Origin of the sequence: Thauera sp. SWB20, from assembly GCF_000831325.1 — a bacterium.
GTDB classification, from domain to species: domain Bacteria; phylum Pseudomonadota; class Gammaproteobacteria; order Burkholderiales; family Rhodocyclaceae; genus Thauera; species Thauera aminoaromatica.
Map to the genome: position 1 here is coordinate 1 of NZ_JTDM01000001.1, position 14,734 is coordinate 14,734.

Consider the following 14,734-nt stretch of genomic DNA (forward strand, 5'->3'; position numbering starts at 1 on the left):
GATGCCGTGGTCAGCGCGCTGATCGCACACCATGAGGGGCGGCCGGGTCTCAGCGAGCGGACGCTGTGGAGCAAGCTCGCGCAGGCGCGGCGCCACCTGGAGGCGTCGCGCTGACGACGCGGCCAGCATGATGCCGATGCGGCGCACTGCAATTGCAGTCGCTGCTTCTGCAATTGCAGTGATTTCGGCGACCGCGGTGTATTGAATACGAGGCACTTTCCGAACAGCGCCAGTGAGCGTCAAGGAGTGTCTCTCATGTCTTCGCAGACCACCGCGCCGGCAGTGCCGGCCGAGCACCGCATCCTGCGTCGCGCCGAAGTCGAGGCCAAAACCGGCTTCAAGCGCGCGCACATCTACAGCCTGATGAAAGAAGGCAAGTTCCCCAAGGCGCTGCGCTTGGGCGTGCGCGCCGTGGGCTGGGACTCGGCGGAGGTCGAGCAATGGATCGCCGATCGCCTCGATGAGCGCGCCTGACGCTTTTCCTCGGTACATGCCATTCAACCGGGAGAGGCCCATGCAGGTGGTGTCCATCATTTCGACCAAGGGCGGCGTCGGCAAGACCACGACGGCGGCCAACCTGGGCGGCTTCGCAGCCGACACCGGGCTGCGCGTGCTGCTGCTGGACCTGGACGTGCAGCCCACGCTGTCGAGCTACTTCACGCTGGCCGAGCGCGCGCCGGCCGGCATCTACGAGATGCTGGCCTACAACGAGCAGCGCGCCGAGCAACTGGTGTCGCGCACCGCGATCGAGCGGCTTGACCTGGTGCTCTCGAACGACGACCGCGGCGAGCTGAACACGCTGCTGCTGCACGCGCCCGATGGCAGATTGCGGCTGCGCCACCTGCTGCCCACGCTGGCGCCGCACTACGACCTGCTGCTGATCGACACCCAGGGCGCGCGCAGCGTGCTGCTGGAGATGGCGGTGCTGGCCTCGAACTTGGCGCTTTCGCCGGTGACGCCGGAAATCCTCGCGGCGCGCGAGCTGCGGCGCGGCACGCTGCAACTCATCGAGGACATCGCGCCGTACCGCCACCTCGGCATCGAGCCGCCGCCGCTGCACCTGCTCATCAACCGCGTGCATCCGGTGTCGTCGAATGCGCGGCTGATCCAGCAGGCGCTGCGTCAGGTATTCCAGGAGCAGCCTGGCGTGCGCGTGCTGGACACCGACGTGCCGGCGATTGAAGCCTATCCGCGCGCCGCGACGCGCGGACTGCCGGTGCATCGGGTGGAATACCGCCAGCCGGCGGGCCGCACGGCACCTGCCGCATTGGAGACCATGCGCGCGCTGGCCGGCGAGCTGTTCCCGGCGTGGCAGGAGCGCTTTGCGCTCGTCACCGGCCGAGGCGACGCGGGAGGGGCCGGCCATGGCCAGCGCACATGACCTGGCCCGCGGCCACAAGCGGCTGCGAGGGCTGATCGAGTTCGCCCTGGGAGAAGGTTGGAAGGTGGTGCGCACCCGCGGCGGGCACCTGCTGTTCACGAAGCAAGGCTGCGCGCCGATCTACACCAGCTCGACGGCGAGCGACCACCGCGCCGAGCGCAACGCCCGTGCGCAGCTTCGCCGCGCCGACCGACAGGCGCAGGAGAATGGCCGTGGCTGAGCTGACGCCGCAGGACATGGCTGCCAAGCTGCTGGCCACCGGCTTCGAGCGCAGCGGCCCTTCGGCCGCGACCTTGAGCGACCCCATCGCCGACACGCCGATGGTGGTGACGCTGGACCAGTTGCGGCCCTACGACCACGACCCACGCGTGACGCGCAACCCGGCCTATGCGGAGATCAAGGCGTCCATCCGCGAACGTGGGCTGGACGCGCCCCCCGCGATCACGCGCAGGCCGGGCGAGGCGCACTACATTATTCGCAACGGCGGCAACACGCGGCTGGCGATCCTGCGCGAGTTGTGGAGCGAGACCAAGGAGGAACGCTTCTTCCGCATTGCGTGCCTGTTCCGCCCGTGGCCGGCGCGCGGCGAAATCGTGGCGCTGACCGGGCATCTGGCCGAGAACGAGCTGCGCGGCGGCCTGACCTTCATCGAGCGGGCCTTGGGCATCGAGAAGGCGCGCGAGTTCTACGAGCAGGAAAGCGGCCAGGCGCTGTCGCAAAGCGAACTCGCGCGGCGACTGACGGCCGACGGCTATCCGGTGCCGCAGTCACACATCAGCCGCATGAACGATGCGGTGCGCTATCTGCTGCCGGCGATCCCGACGCTGTTGTACGGCGGATTGGGCCGGCATCAGGTGGACCGGCTCGCAGTGCTGCGCAAGGCGTGCGAGCGCACCTGGGAGCGGCGTGCGCTGGGCCGGCCGCTGACCGTGGACTTCGCTTCGCTGTTTCAGGATGTGCTGTCGCAGTTCGACACGCAGCCGGAGGGCTTCTCGCCCCAGCGCGTGCAGGACGAACTGGTGGGTCAGATGGCCGAGCTGCTGGAAGCGGACTACGACACGCTGGCATTGGAGGTCGATGACAGCGAAAGCCGTCAGCGAGTATTGACCAGCGAGCCGGCCGCGCCGAACCCGGCAACGCCTGTCGCACCTGCGGCGCCAGCCATCACGCCGCAACTGTCGCCCGCGGCGCCAACGCCACGGGACACCTCGCCCGTCGCGCCACCGGCAGAGACACCCTCGGCACCACCTGCCGCTGCACCAAACGCCCGGGACGGGCAGCGCGACGAGCGCCTGCAGGGGCACATCGTGACGCCGGCCCCAACCACCGAGCGCCTGCAGTCCATCCAGCGGATGGTCGCGGATCAGCTCGGCGACAAGCTACCCGACTTCGAGGCAGATGCGCTGCGTGCGATCCCGGTGCAGGTTGGCGGGCTCTTTCCCATCTCGGATGTCTGGTACATCGAGCCGGGCCTGGACGTGCCGGATCGCCTGCGCGTGCATATCTCGCAGTTCGCTCGCGAGATCGCGGGGGAAGCGGCGGTGGGCGACCACATCGAAGCCAGCGATGGCGGCATCGGCTTCGTCTGCGTGACGCCGGCCGTGGGCCAGGCGAAGGCGCTCCCGGCGTTCGCGCGTGCGATGCTGACCCTGCTGCACGCGCTGAGCACCGCGCCGGCACCCGCGACCGGGCTGGACAGCGCGCGGCTGGCCGATGACCTTGGGCCGCTGCTGCATGGTCACGGCGGCTTGGTCACGCGCCTGAGCGATGCCGGGCTGGTAAAGCTGTTCCGTCTGCTGCGCCTGGCGCGTCGGCTGCTGGATCTGGAAGCCGGCGTAGCGAGCCAGGATTCCTGAGCGCAGGAGGCTCCCGTATGTCGGCACCGCACCCGCTCAACCAGGCCGTGATCGCCCAGGCCCTGCATGACCTGCGCAACGGCCAGTTGCGCCGCTGCAAGGCCATGGGCTTCGGTGAGGAGGAGCTGGATGCGCTGAAGCACCCAGAACTCGTGAGCATGCTGGTGAATGCCACGGTGTCGTGGTGTTCGGTGTCGGTGAACCGGGAAGTGTTGAAGCGGCTGCTGAGCCAGGTGCACGACGTGGAGCGGGAGATCGCCACGGTGGACCGCATGCTGCGCCTGGGGGCGAGCACGGAGATGGTCAGCAAGTTCTACGGCCTCACGCATCAGGAAGTGGCGCTGCGCCGCGACATCCTCGGGCTGCCCAAGCGCAAGGGTCGGCATCCGGTGCTCGACGAGGCGCAGGACGTGGCCCTGTGGGAACGCTGGAAGGCCGGCATCACGGAGCGGCACATCGCACTGAACGACGACATGGCGATGCTGGCGCTGACCATGGACCTGGCCGAGGCCATGACCCTGCCCATGTCGGTGATCTGGTCGGCGATACGGAACTGGGTCGACCAGGGGCTGGTGTAGGTCATGACGACGGGCGACGCTCCACGGCGTGATGGCCCGGTTGCGCTGTCGGCGTTGTTCGACGAGGCGCTGCGGCACCTTGAGCCGAAGGAACCGGCGCAGGGCACGGCGCCGAGCCAGGACGGCTTTCTCTACAGCGGCAACCGGCACGAGAGCGTGCCGCGCGCGTTGTTCTTCGACCGGCGCCTGACGCCGCTGGAGCGCAATGCCTGGCAGGTGTTCCGCCTGCAGCTCAACGACGACGGCGTGACCGCCTTTCCCACCTACGACCAGCTCCGCCCATATCTGGCGTCCATGCCCTGTGCGGCGCAAGCCTCGCACGAGACCGTGGCGCGCGCCTTGACGCTGCTGCGGCTGACGCGCTGGCTCAGCCTGGTGCGGCGGCGGCGCGATCCCAAGACCGGCCGTATCCAAGGCAACCTCTACGTGCTGCACGACGAACCGCTGTCACCCTTCGAGGCGATGCAGCTCGACCCGGACTACCTGGGCCTGGTGAGCCAGGCGCTCACGCACGCGGCGAAGGCGGTGCAGGTCGTGGGCATGAACACGCTGCGGGAGATCGCCGAAGACCCGCTGCTCAGCGGGCGCACGCTGCCGACCCGTCTGCAAGTGCTGGCGCAGCGCATGGCGCGGCATGGCTGGACGACGCCAGGTTATCCACAGGAGGGTGCGGACCACGAATCCGAAGAAGGCCAGGAAGCCCTTCTTCGGAATGCTGCGCGCCCGTCTTCGGAATCCGAAGCAGGACCGAAACCCGCGCCGGACGGCTCTCTTTGGATTCCGAAGGAGGACCGTACAGTACGTAATGATCGTATAAATGAAGTACGTACAGTACCGCGCGCGAGGGCCTTGCAGAACCTGCGGCTGCCCGAGCGTTTCCTGCGCTTGAAGGACGAGCAGCAGGCCGGCGCGCTGGTGGCGCTGCAGCAGGTGGACGAGGCGCAGAGGCAGGCCGTTCTCGACGAGTGGGCGGCACGCTGCCACAACAGCGCGGTACGCAACCCGGCCGGCTACCTGTTTGGCATCATCCAGAAGGCGATCCGCGGGGAGTTCAAGGCCTGGGCCGGAGAAAGTGCATCGACGCCGCCAGCGCCCCCGTCACCTGCGCCCTCGTCACCGCCAGCATCCCGTGCGGCTGATCCCGAGGTGGCACGTGCCTACCTGGCTCAGCTCCGAGAAGCCTTGCGTGATCGCTGATGTTGACTATCCCCAGGGGATAGCTGGAACAAACACCCTTCCGCCGTGCTCGATTGCTGCCCGCCGAACGACAGGCGAAACTGTCGCCTGTGAATCAAACGAGGACAGCCACGCACGAGCCCGGCCAACGATGGATATGACGACTTTCCCCGTCACAAACGCACTGCAACCACTACAGCCAGACGTTCAGCGCTTGCTGGGCAGATGCCTGTTGCGCCTTCAACAATACGAGCGCCTCATGAAAGCCATCGTGGCCCACCACGAGATTTCAGGCCCGGCGCATTCGCTGGAGGCCATTCGCGCAGCGCGGATTGAAGATGCCGCGACCAAGACCCTGGGCACGTTGATCGGACAACTGTTTGGTTCGTATGTCGTCACCGATGGAAATGGCGGCGAGGAACGCGACGACGATCTTCCCGGCGACGTGATCTCCTTTCGCACGCGCGTGCAATTGAGCCTGTCTGCGCAGGACTACGCCAAGACCCAGGCCGACCTCAAAGACCTGGTATCGCTGCGCAACACACTGGTGCACCACTTCATCGACCAGCACGATCTATGGACCGTGGACGGGTGCCGCGCTGCACAGGACGAACTCGGTTCCGCCTACACGCGCATCGATCAGCACTTCGAGCAGTTGCGCGGCTGGGCCGAGCACATGGATCAGGCGCGGCGCCTGGCAGCGGAATTCGTCCACTCGGATGTGTTCCACGACCTGGTGGTCAATGGCATCGCGCCGGACGGCACGGTGGACTGGCCGGCCGCCGGCATCGTTCGTGCGCTACGCGAGGCCGCCGCGCAGTTGGCCGTCGAGGGCTGGACACCGATCGCCGCCGCTGGCCGCTGGATCGCGGACCGGCATCCCGAGCAGCTTCCAGCCAATTACGGCTGCAGCAGTTGGCGGCAGGTGGTGCACGAGTGCCGCCTGTTCGAGCTTCGCTACCGTGAGGTGGAGGGGCAACGGGCCGCCTGGTACAGACCTCGCGAGGCATAGCCCCGCAACGCGGTCTCACCTCCGCGCGAGCCGCGAACACATCCGCCGAGCTATCCCCAGGGGATAGCCGGCACACACAGCCTTCCGCGCAGAACAAACCGGGCGCGCATGGGCTGCGGTTTGTTGACTGACAGCCTTCCGGCCGATGCCGATGCTGGCGACTCGCCCCTTCACCGCGAGTCGCTCCAATGGCCAACGAACGCACAGAACCCCTGCAACTGAATCTCGGATCGCTGCGCAGCGCGATGTCGCTGACGCTGCACACGCACCACGCTTCGCGCATCTGGCACGGCCGCGCGCCGACCGAGGGGCGCCCAGGCATCATCGGTCTCAACGGCTTCATCGGCGCCATGAACAAGATGAAGCGCGGCGCCGAGCAGGACGACCCGTACTCGGACTGGTGGATGCTGCGGATCGAGGACAAGCTCGCCGACACCAAGACCCGCCTGCAGACCCTGCGCGAACAGGTGGATCAGGCCTTGGCCGACGTGCCAGCGGCGTTGTCGCTGGGCGAGAACATGAATGTGCAGCCGGTGAAGCTGCCGCTGTTCGTGAATGCACAGCTCGGCTTCATGGCGGTGTACCTGCTGGCTGACTACGACGACCTGGCGCGCAAACTCATCCTGGCGCACCACACGGCGCTGATCGACCGCAGCACCTTGGAGCGCTGGCTCAATGATGGCGCGCACGCGCTGCGCAGCCTGTTCTCGCTCGCCCAGCAGTACCGCTACTCGGGCACGACGCGCGACGACTTCGCGGCGAAGAACGCGGCGGCACGAGCGGCGCTGGAGAAGTTCGGCGAACTGCCGCAGGACGTGCTGGAAGGCACGCGCCGCTCGCGCTTCGCGCCACCGATCGCGCGGCGGACGACCAAGCCCGGCACGCCGCCTGCTGCGCCCGCCATCAAGCCCGATGCGCCGGCTCACACGGATGGCGCAGCCGATGGTGCGGCGGGCGATGAGGGTACTGACGCATGACGGCATCGCCCCCCATCAGCCACTCCACGCGCTTCGTGGCGCTGGAACAGGCGGACTTCCAGCGGCTGGAACACGCAGGCTACCTAAAAGGCCTTTTACAGCCTTTTAAGGGTAAGGGGAGTCTGGAGACCTGGGCCAGCCAGTGCGCGGCGCTGCGCGACGACGTGATTGGCCTGGCGCAGCGGCGCGTGCTGCCCCAGGCGCGCGCCTACCCCTTCAGCCTGCTCCACGTGCAACTGGCCCAGCAGGCCACTGGCGCAGGGACGACCTTCCTGCGCTGGCGCAACCTCGACCGTTCCTCCATGGGCGTGGCGTTGTGGGAGGCCCTGCTGGCCAACCCCGCGACGCCGGCCTCGCTGATCGACGAGCTGTACGCGATGGAACTGCAGCGCATCGTGCTGAACATGCAGATCAGCCTGACCCACAGCATCGCTCGCCAAGCCCTGGAATGCGCCAGCAAGGCCGCCCAGGCCGAAGCGGCTTACCTGCGGCGTGTCCACGGGCATACCGCGGCCGTTCCACCCACCACCAAGGAGTCACCATGAGCACGCACTTCGTCGGCGAGGGCAACATCGGTTCTGCGCCGGACTACCGCGAATTCCCGAACGGCAACGACGAGCCGCGCCGGCTGCTTCGCCTGAACGTCTATTTCGACAACCCGATCCCGAAGAAGGACGGCGAGTACGAAGATCGCGGCGGCTTCTGGGCGCCCGTGGAGCTGTGGCACCGCGACGCCGAGCACTGGAAGACGCTATACCAGAAAGGCATGCGGGTGCTGGTCGAGGGCCGCACCGTGCGCGACGAATGGGAGGACGCCGACGAGAACGAGCGCGTGACGTTCAAGGTCGAGGCGCGGCGCGTGGGCATCCTGCCGTACCGCATCGAGTCGGTGGCGCTCAGCACCAAGCCGGCCGGCGGACAGTAATTCGCCCATCGCCGTTCCCCCGAGGGCGACTGTAGCAACCGTCATACGCCCGCGATGCACCAGCGAGCTATCCCCAGGGGATAGCTCCAAGGTCGTCCACGGAGTTCCAGCCGCCCTCCCGAAACGACGCTCTTGCTGTGCCAGCTCCGATCTATGCACACCGCTGCGGCAACGAACCGCCTGCCGATCACAAAGCGGTGTCTGCATCAATCGACTTCCTTGCTGCCGGCATCTCCTGGCCCCGCCAAGCTGACGCCCATCCGATGAACCGCACATTTCCAAGGAGGCTTCATGCGCCTTTTCCTGTGCGAGAAGCCGTCCCAGGGCAAGGACATCGCCCGTGTGCTGGGTGCCGGTCAACGCGGCAACGGCTGCTACAGCGGCGCGGGTGTCGTCGTGACCTGGTGCATCGGTCATCTGGTAGAGGCGGTTCCGCCCGAAGGCTACGGCGAGCAATACAAGCGCTGGGCCATCGAGCAACTGCCCATTCTTCCTGAGCGTTGGCGTGTCGAGCCCAAGGCGGCGACCGCAGCGCAATTCAAGGTCGTGCAGCAGCTCGTCGCCAAGGCGGGCGAGCTGGTGATAGCGACCGACGCCGACCGCGAGGGCGAGATGATCGCCCGCGAGATCATCGACCTGTGCGGCTACCGCGGGCCGATTCAGCGCCTGTGGCTGTCGGCGCTCAACGATGCGTCGATCCGCAAAGCGCTGGGTGCGCTCAAGCCGTCCGCCGAGACGCTGCCGCTGTATTTCTCCGCACTCGCCCGATCGCGCGCCGACTGGCTGATCGGCATGAACCTGAGCCGGCTGTTTACGCTTCTAGGTCGGCAGGCCGGCTACACCGGCGTGCTGTCGGTGGGGCGCGTGCAGACGCCGACGCTGAAGTTGGTCGTGGATCGTGATCGCGAGATCGCGCGATTCGTCTCCATGCCGTATTGGGCCGTGGATGTGCTGCTATCCCATGCCGGCCGGTCCTTCACCGCGAGCTGGATACCGCCCGAAGGCAGCACGGATGCAGCGGGTCGCTGCCTTCAGCAGCCGGTGGCGCAGCAGGCTGCGGATCGCATTCGCGCGGCACGCGATGCGCAGGTCGTGTCGGTGGACACCGAGCGCGTGCGCGAGGCACCGCCGCTGCCTTTCGATCTGGGCACCTTGCAGGAAGTGTGTTCGCGTCAGCTCGGCCTCGATGTGCAGGAGACGCTGGACATCGCGCAGGCGCTGTACGAGACGCACAAGGCGACGACCTATCCGCGCAGCGACTCGGGATATCTGCCCGAAAGCATGCTCGCGGAAGTGCCGGCGGTGCTCGATGCACTGCTCGCCACCGATCCCAGCCTGCGGCCCTTGATCGGCCAGCTCGACCGCAACCAGCGTTCGCGCGCCTGGAACGACGGCAAGGTGTCGGCTCACCACGGCATCATCCCGACGCTGGAGCCCGCCAACCTGTCGGCCATGAACGAGAAGGAGCTGGCCGTCTACCGGCTGATCCGCGCTCATTACCTCGCGCAGTTCCTCCCGCACCATGAGTTCGACCGGACGGTAGCGCAGTTCTCGTGCGGCAGTCAGTCGCTGGCGGCCGTGGGCAAGCAGATCGCCGTCACCGGCTGGCGCGAGGTGCTGGCGACGCCGGGGCCGGACGATGCCGACGGCGAGGATGCGCAGCGCAGCCAGGTGCTGCCGGCGCTGCATGCGGGCCTGTCCTGCCCGGTCGGCAAGGTGGATCTCAAGGCGCTGAAGACGCTGCCGCCCAAGCCCTACACGCAGGGCGAGCTGATCAAGGCCATGAAGACTGTCGCCAAGTTCGTGACCGACCCGCGGCTGAAACAGAAGCTGCGAGATACCACAGGCATCGGCACCGAGGCGACACGCGCCAACATCATCAACGGTCTGATCGGCCGCGGCTACCTGGTCAAGAAAGGCCGTGCCGTCCGCGCTTCCGACGCGGCATTCACGCTTATCGACGCGGTGCCCTCGGCCATCGCCGACCCCGGCACCACGGCGGTGTGGGAGCAGGCGCTCGACATGATCGAGGCCGGCCAGATGGCGCTGGACACCTTCATCGAGAAGCAGTCCGTGTGGCTCGGCCAGCTCGTGCAGCAGTATCGCGGCGCAACGCTCTCGCTCAAGCTGCCGCCGGCGCCGGCCTGCCCGCAGTGCGGCGCACCGATGCAGCAGCGCACGGGCAAGAGCGGCGCGTTCTGGTCCTGCTCGCGCTACCCGGACTGCAAGGGCACGTTGCCGATCGAGTCCCCGACGGGCCGGCGCAGCGCACCGCGCAAGCGGCGCGCTGCCTCCAAGGCGTCCTGATCCTCGCTTCCCCCTGCCGCGCCGGCCACTTCACTGGCGGCGAGGCAAACGTCCCGCACCGCGCGGGACTCCAAAGCGCGCGTCTCCTTCTGCAACGGTGTGCGCGCCCCGTCTGCCCGCCGTCGGGCGACGGGGCGAGAAGGTCATTGCTCCACGAATCGCGCCCGCCGCCATTCCCTTGATCGGTGTGCTTTGCCTCGGTCATGAGGGGCTTCCTGACGCCTTGCCGCCGCGCGAGCCGTGAGGAGGCCCCTTGGGCCGAGGGTATTCCGTGCCGGTGCCCGCCGGCGGAACAACGGGCTCCCTTTGTGTGTGGATGCACGCCAGAGGTTTCCGGCCCCAGCCACGAAACGGGCCGGGTGCGATTGCAGACGCAGCGAACGGCTTTGACGACGGCCCGCGCTGACGCAGCCCACAGGTGGTTTTCCTTCCTCTCCAGCCGAAGGCCCGCGTGGCCTTCGGCGCCCTGGTCTGTGCCTTGTCCCGTGACGCGGGCCTGCCCTAAAGCGGGCCGTCCGCGATTCGGTTTTCCCTGCGACGACAGCCATGCTTCGCGCCCATCCTCACGCCATGCGTTGCTGACAGTCGTCAGCGGCATGCCCTGGCAGTCCCGGTCTTCAAGACTGCAACGCGGTTCGCCGCGTTGACCGATCCAGTCCGCTTCGCATCGCCCACCGCGGACGCTCGCCGGCCTGGCGACGATGCCCTTTTCTCAACCACCCGAGGGGAACCCCATCCCCCGCGGGATGCGTGCTCCCCGACCCACCAAGGAGCACGGCATGTCTGAACCTTCCGCATCTTCCTCTGCGACCGCAGTGCGCAGTGGTGCGCTGGCGCTGGTCTGGACCGGCAAGCGTTTGCCGCTACAGGTGCTGCGCAGCGCGGCCGGCCACTACATCGGCACACAAGACGACGAAGGCCCGGTATCGCGGGAGTCCGTCGAGTATTTCCCGAACCACCTCGCAGCACAGCGCGCCCTGGATACCCATGCCTGGACACAGCGCGCTCACCCCTGATTCCCACCCTTCAAGGAGTTCTCTCATGAATCTGTCTTTACCCGAAGACGTGCTCGATCAGATGGCGCTGGAACAGGCGCACTTCGACGCTGCACCGCAGGCCTTCTTCGAGGCCTGGAAGCGCGGCGCGCAGATCGCCGGCCACGAGTGGTTCGGCGACGGCACACGCGAAGGTCTGCAGCGTGCCACCACCAAGTGGGACCTGCGGCCCAACATGCTGATGCTCAACGACGCCCTGGGTGTGCTGAGCAGCGGTCAACGCATGTTCCTGTCCGCGATGGTGAGCTTCTACAACTCCCGCGAGGGCGGCGCGATGCTCAAGCGTTGCGGCTTCGAGGGGCTGTCCGACTTCGGCGGCCTCGATCTGGAACGGCGCCAGGTCATCGCTGACCTCACGCTGCACTACAACGGCTGGTGAGCCGCGCCTGGCAACCCACCGTCCTTTCATCCCACCCCACGAGGGACATGCGTCCCCGTTCGGGGCCATGTCCCTCCTTCCTTTCGCAGGAGCGGCCATGTCCCGAATCAGCATCTTCCACTGAACTGCACCGCCCGCCACCAGGGCGGCCCGACGCCGCGGCCGGCTGACCGGCTGCCACTTCATCCACTCGCTGGGGTTCAATCCCCGGCAGGGGATTGCCTCGGCCATCCTCTGCTGGAGGAATCCCATGTCCCATTCCAACAATCCCTTCGTCCGCGGCTACGATAGCCTGTCCGTGCAACGGCTGCTGGCGATTGCCTACGACGACGACTGCCCGCTGAGCTACCTCCCGCTGCACGTCTCGCAGTCGCACCTGCCGGACAGCCAGGTCGAGCTCCATGCCTGCGTCTTCTGCGACGACTTCGCGCTGATCACGGAAGGCCAGAACGTGCCGCCCGAGCTGGACGCGCAGTGCCCCAGCCACGGCATCGCCCGAAACCTCGTCTACGCCGTCATGGCCGAAGAAGCCGGCCAGCCGCTGCACGTCGGCGATACCTACTCCGAGGAAGCCGCGCGCGAGGTGGTACGCCGCCTGCGCTTCGAGACCGGGTTCTACAGCCGTGCCTGGGAAATCAGTTCGGCGCACATCACCGAGGAGGCCGGTCGCTTCCTCGCCGAACTGGCGGACATCGCCACGCCGAGCGGTTTTCTGTTCGTGGCCTTCCGCATTCCCTACAGCCCGGCGGTCGGCGTGAAGCTGATCGCCACGCCCTGGACGGATGCGAACCTGCAGCATGTCGAGGGCATCACCGCCGAAGAGCTGCGGCAGGAGCACCGGGCCAAGGGCGTGCCGGAGTCCCTCGTGGAAGTGTTGCACCTGGCTGCGCTCGCCGACGTTCGCATGTTGGTGTTCGATGCCGACGCGCCAGTGCTGGACGGGCTGACGCTCTACGACGACGAGTAACCCGCAACCCATTCGAGCCCCCACGTCGGGGCTCTTCTTTTTCGCGGAACGCGGTGCCGGCGCATTGCCGATTCCAGGCGGACGGCCGCCGCCATGTGCCGCACGCTGGCCGCATGTTCGCTGGCGTTGCCGGCAGCATGCCCAGGCAGTCGAGACCTTCGAGACTGCGGCGCGGTTCGCCGTGCTGGTTGCTTCGTTCTCCGGGCGCACCCGCGTCCATCCACCTCACCCTCAAGGGACCGACCTCCCTTGCGGGCGGGAGTCCCTTGGTTGCCACAAGGAGTCTCCCCATGGATACCCAAACCATCCGCGCACAGATGCCGACGCTCGTTGTCGGTCATGTGCCTTCCAACGTCCGTTCGTTCAAGTTCAACATCTTCGACGGCCAGCCCAAGGTTTCGACGCTGGGCTTTCACATCGACCCGAAGCCTTTCGAGGGCAAGGTCATCGCCACCACCGACGAGGCTATCGTCGTCAAGACGGGACGGGCCGAGTTCGCGGTGCTCGATCGCACCCTCGTGACCGAAGTGCCCGACGAGGGCGCCAAGGTGCAGGTCGAACCCTATGTCAGACGCCGCTTCGACGGTCAGCGGGCGGACACGCCCGAGGAGCAAACCGAGTTCACCGCCGACGGCCAGCCCTACACGGTGAAGCGGTTCGTGCTCGGGTCCGCACCGGCGAAGCTGCCGATCCCCGAGCCGCGCTGCCCCGAGCTCCAGGAACTGATCGTCCAACTGGAGCAGTTGCCCGCTCCCGACGGTTTCCGGCGCGTCACCCACATGCTGGTGGATGCCGGTGCGCGGGACATCACCTGGGTCGATCCGCTGCCCGCCGACATCATCCGCACGCCACCGGCCATCGGCTTCACCGTCGCCACGATGAAGTTCCAGGGTCGCGTCACCGTGCTGTATGAGCGTGGCCTCGACCTCTACGCGGTGGAGCTGCACCGCGCCGGCGAGCTGGTCGAACGGGTCGATGAGGTGTTCTTCGACACCCTCGGCGAGACGCTGGAACGGCTGATCGACGACGGGAGCTGGAGACGCATCCGCGTGCAGTGCCTGTCGGGTCGCAAGGCTGTCCGGCACTGACCTCCCAGCAGCTTCCCGCCTTCGCGGCGGGAAGCCTCTCTTCCTGCCTCCCTGGAGATCACACCCATGACTGTTCGATTCAAAGGCACGGAGCTGCGGCCCGTGCTCGCCGAAGCGGTGGCGAATCAGTGCCGCGTCATCCTGGTCAAGGATCACGGCGTGTACTTCCTGGCCGAGCGCGGCGAGCGCCGACCCGATGGTCGCCAGAAGACCATCGCCTATGCCGCCGGCTGCAACCCGGATGTCGATGCGTTCGATGGCTGGTGGGAGCTGGCGCGCGCCGAGTTCGGTGGCGACGACTTCGGCGAGTTCTTCGATCCGCAGGAGGGCGTGTTTGCGCGCATCCTGCACAGCGAGGACGACCTCGACGTGTCCGCCACCGCGACACACCTGTCGCTGCAAGCGGTTCCTTCCACGCCCAGCGGTAACTGACCGCCCATCCCTGGCCCCCGCTCCGGGGGCCTCTTTCTTCCCGGCAATGCGGACAGCCGCGAGTGCCGATTGCCGCTCGCATGCGCGCCGTCCTGGCGCCACGCTTCCGGCCATGTTCCGCTGACGTCTGTCAGCGACATGCCCAGGCAGCCACGATCTTCAAGGCTGCGACGCGGTTCCGACCGCGTTGATCACTCCAGTTCGCACCGGCATCCATGCGCGAACGGCCATCGGTTATCGATGGCGATGCCACCAAGCTGTTCCATCAACCCACGCGGGGGTTCCACACCTTCCCCGCCTGGGTCGGGTGTGTCTCCGCCTCATTGTTCTCAGGAGATTCACCATGACCACTTCCAACGAAAAATCCTACTTCGATCTGCACATCACCGGCCTCGGGTACCTCAATCGCATCCGCGAAGTGAAGCCCAAGAAAGGCGATGCGTTCCTGGCCTGCGACATCGCGGCCCTGAACGGTCCCAGCGACGACGTCTCGTATGTGCGTTTCGACACGCGCGTATCGGGATCGGAAGCGCAGCACCTGGTGCGCCGCTGCATTCAGGCGGTCGACGCCGAGAAGAAGGTGATGATCGGCTTCCGCCTG

17 protein-coding genes are annotated in these 14,734 nt (G+C 67.1%); all 17 read left to right on the top strand.

The annotated features are described in order from the left end of the window. The first annotated feature begins 255 nt into the window (after positions 1-255). On the top strand, positions 256-474 hold the full coding sequence (locus PO78_RS00005) for an AlpA family transcriptional regulator (RefSeq protein WP_003454927.1): 219 nt from the start codon (positions 256-258) through the stop codon (positions 472-474). A 40-nt stretch (positions 475-514) separates the two neighbouring features. Continuing rightward, on the top strand, positions 515-1,381 hold the full coding sequence (locus tag PO78_RS00010) for a ParA family protein (protein WP_004265510.1): 867 nt from the start codon (positions 515-517) through the stop codon (positions 1,379-1,381). Beyond that, on the top strand, positions 1,365-1,601 hold the full coding sequence (locus tag PO78_RS00015; RefSeq protein WP_023109327.1) for a hypothetical protein: 237 nt from the start codon (positions 1,365-1,367) through the stop codon (positions 1,599-1,601). Before PO78_RS00010 ends, PO78_RS00015 begins: the two co-directional genes overlap by 17 nt. Then, positions 1,594-3,237: a ParB family protein gene (locus PO78_RS00020; protein ID WP_023109326.1), complete on the top strand. Its 1,644-nt coding sequence runs from the start codon at positions 1,594-1,596 to the stop codon at positions 3,235-3,237. The genes PO78_RS00015 and PO78_RS00020 overlap by 8 nt, the downstream gene beginning before the upstream one ends. A 17-nt stretch (positions 3,238-3,254) precedes the next feature. Continuing rightward, positions 3,255-3,815 carry a DUF2857 domain-containing protein gene (locus PO78_RS00025; RefSeq protein ID WP_010792177.1) on the top strand — a complete coding sequence of 187 codons (561 nt, stop codon included), beginning with the start codon at positions 3,255-3,257 and terminating at the stop codon, positions 3,813-3,815. A gap of 3 nt (positions 3,816-3,818) precedes the next feature. Next, positions 3,819-5,012 (top strand): STY4528 family pathogenicity island replication protein, encoded by a 1,194-nt coding sequence (locus tag PO78_RS00030; RefSeq protein ID WP_023121162.1) that lies wholly within the window; start codon positions 3,819-3,821, stop codon positions 5,010-5,012. Between the two features lie 238 nt (positions 5,013-5,250). Beyond that, positions 5,251-6,003 (top strand): OST-HTH/LOTUS domain-containing protein, encoded by a 753-nt coding sequence (locus PO78_RS00035; RefSeq protein ID WP_041589616.1) that lies wholly within the window; start codon positions 5,251-5,253, stop codon positions 6,001-6,003. Between the two features lie 188 nt (positions 6,004-6,191). Continuing rightward, complete coding sequence (locus PO78_RS00040; protein WP_033986193.1) at positions 6,192-6,980, top strand: PFL_4669 family integrating conjugative element protein; 789 nt, start codon at positions 6,192-6,194, stop codon at positions 6,978-6,980. Continuing rightward, positions 6,977-7,525, top strand: a complete 549-nt coding sequence (locus PO78_RS00045) for a DUF3158 family protein (RefSeq protein WP_034021438.1) — start codon at positions 6,977-6,979, stop codon at positions 7,523-7,525. The genes PO78_RS00040 and PO78_RS00045 overlap by 4 nt, the downstream gene beginning before the upstream one ends. Beyond that, positions 7,522-7,905 (top strand): single-stranded DNA-binding protein, encoded by a 384-nt coding sequence (locus PO78_RS00050; protein WP_003141056.1) that lies wholly within the window; start codon positions 7,522-7,524, stop codon positions 7,903-7,905. The genes PO78_RS00045 and PO78_RS00050 overlap by 4 nt, the downstream gene beginning before the upstream one ends. 291 nt (positions 7,906-8,196) lie before the next feature. Then, entirely contained in the window at positions 8,197-10,212 is a 2,016-nt protein-coding gene (locus tag PO78_RS00055; RefSeq protein WP_043741058.1) for a DNA topoisomerase III, read from the top strand. A 779-nt stretch (positions 10,213-10,991) separates the two neighbouring features. After that, positions 10,992-11,228 (top strand): hypothetical protein, encoded by a 237-nt coding sequence (locus PO78_RS00060; RefSeq protein WP_043741061.1) that lies wholly within the window; start codon positions 10,992-10,994, stop codon positions 11,226-11,228. Positions 11,229-11,253: 25 nt separating this feature from the next. Further along, complete coding sequence (locus PO78_RS00065) at positions 11,254-11,646, top strand: hypothetical protein (RefSeq protein ID WP_003141051.1); 393 nt, start codon at positions 11,254-11,256, stop codon at positions 11,644-11,646. 250 nt (positions 11,647-11,896) lie between these two features. Next, positions 11,897-12,613 carry a DUF5983 family protein gene (locus PO78_RS00070; protein ID WP_043741063.1) on the top strand — a complete coding sequence of 239 codons (717 nt, stop codon included), beginning with the start codon at positions 11,897-11,899 and terminating at the stop codon, positions 12,611-12,613. Between the two features lie 290 nt (positions 12,614-12,903). Further along, entirely contained in the window at positions 12,904-13,701 is a 798-nt protein-coding gene (locus PO78_RS00075; RefSeq protein ID WP_043741066.1) for a hypothetical protein, read from the top strand. A gap of 66 nt (positions 13,702-13,767) precedes the next feature. Beyond that, a complete protein-coding gene (locus PO78_RS00080; protein ID WP_043741067.1) occupies positions 13,768-14,133 on the top strand; it encodes a DUF3085 domain-containing protein in 366 nt (121 codons plus the stop codon). Between the two features lie 343 nt (positions 14,134-14,476). After that, on the top strand, positions 14,477-14,734 hold a 258-nt coding region (locus PO78_RS00085), incomplete at its 3' end, for a DUF3577 domain-containing protein (RefSeq protein ID WP_043741073.1).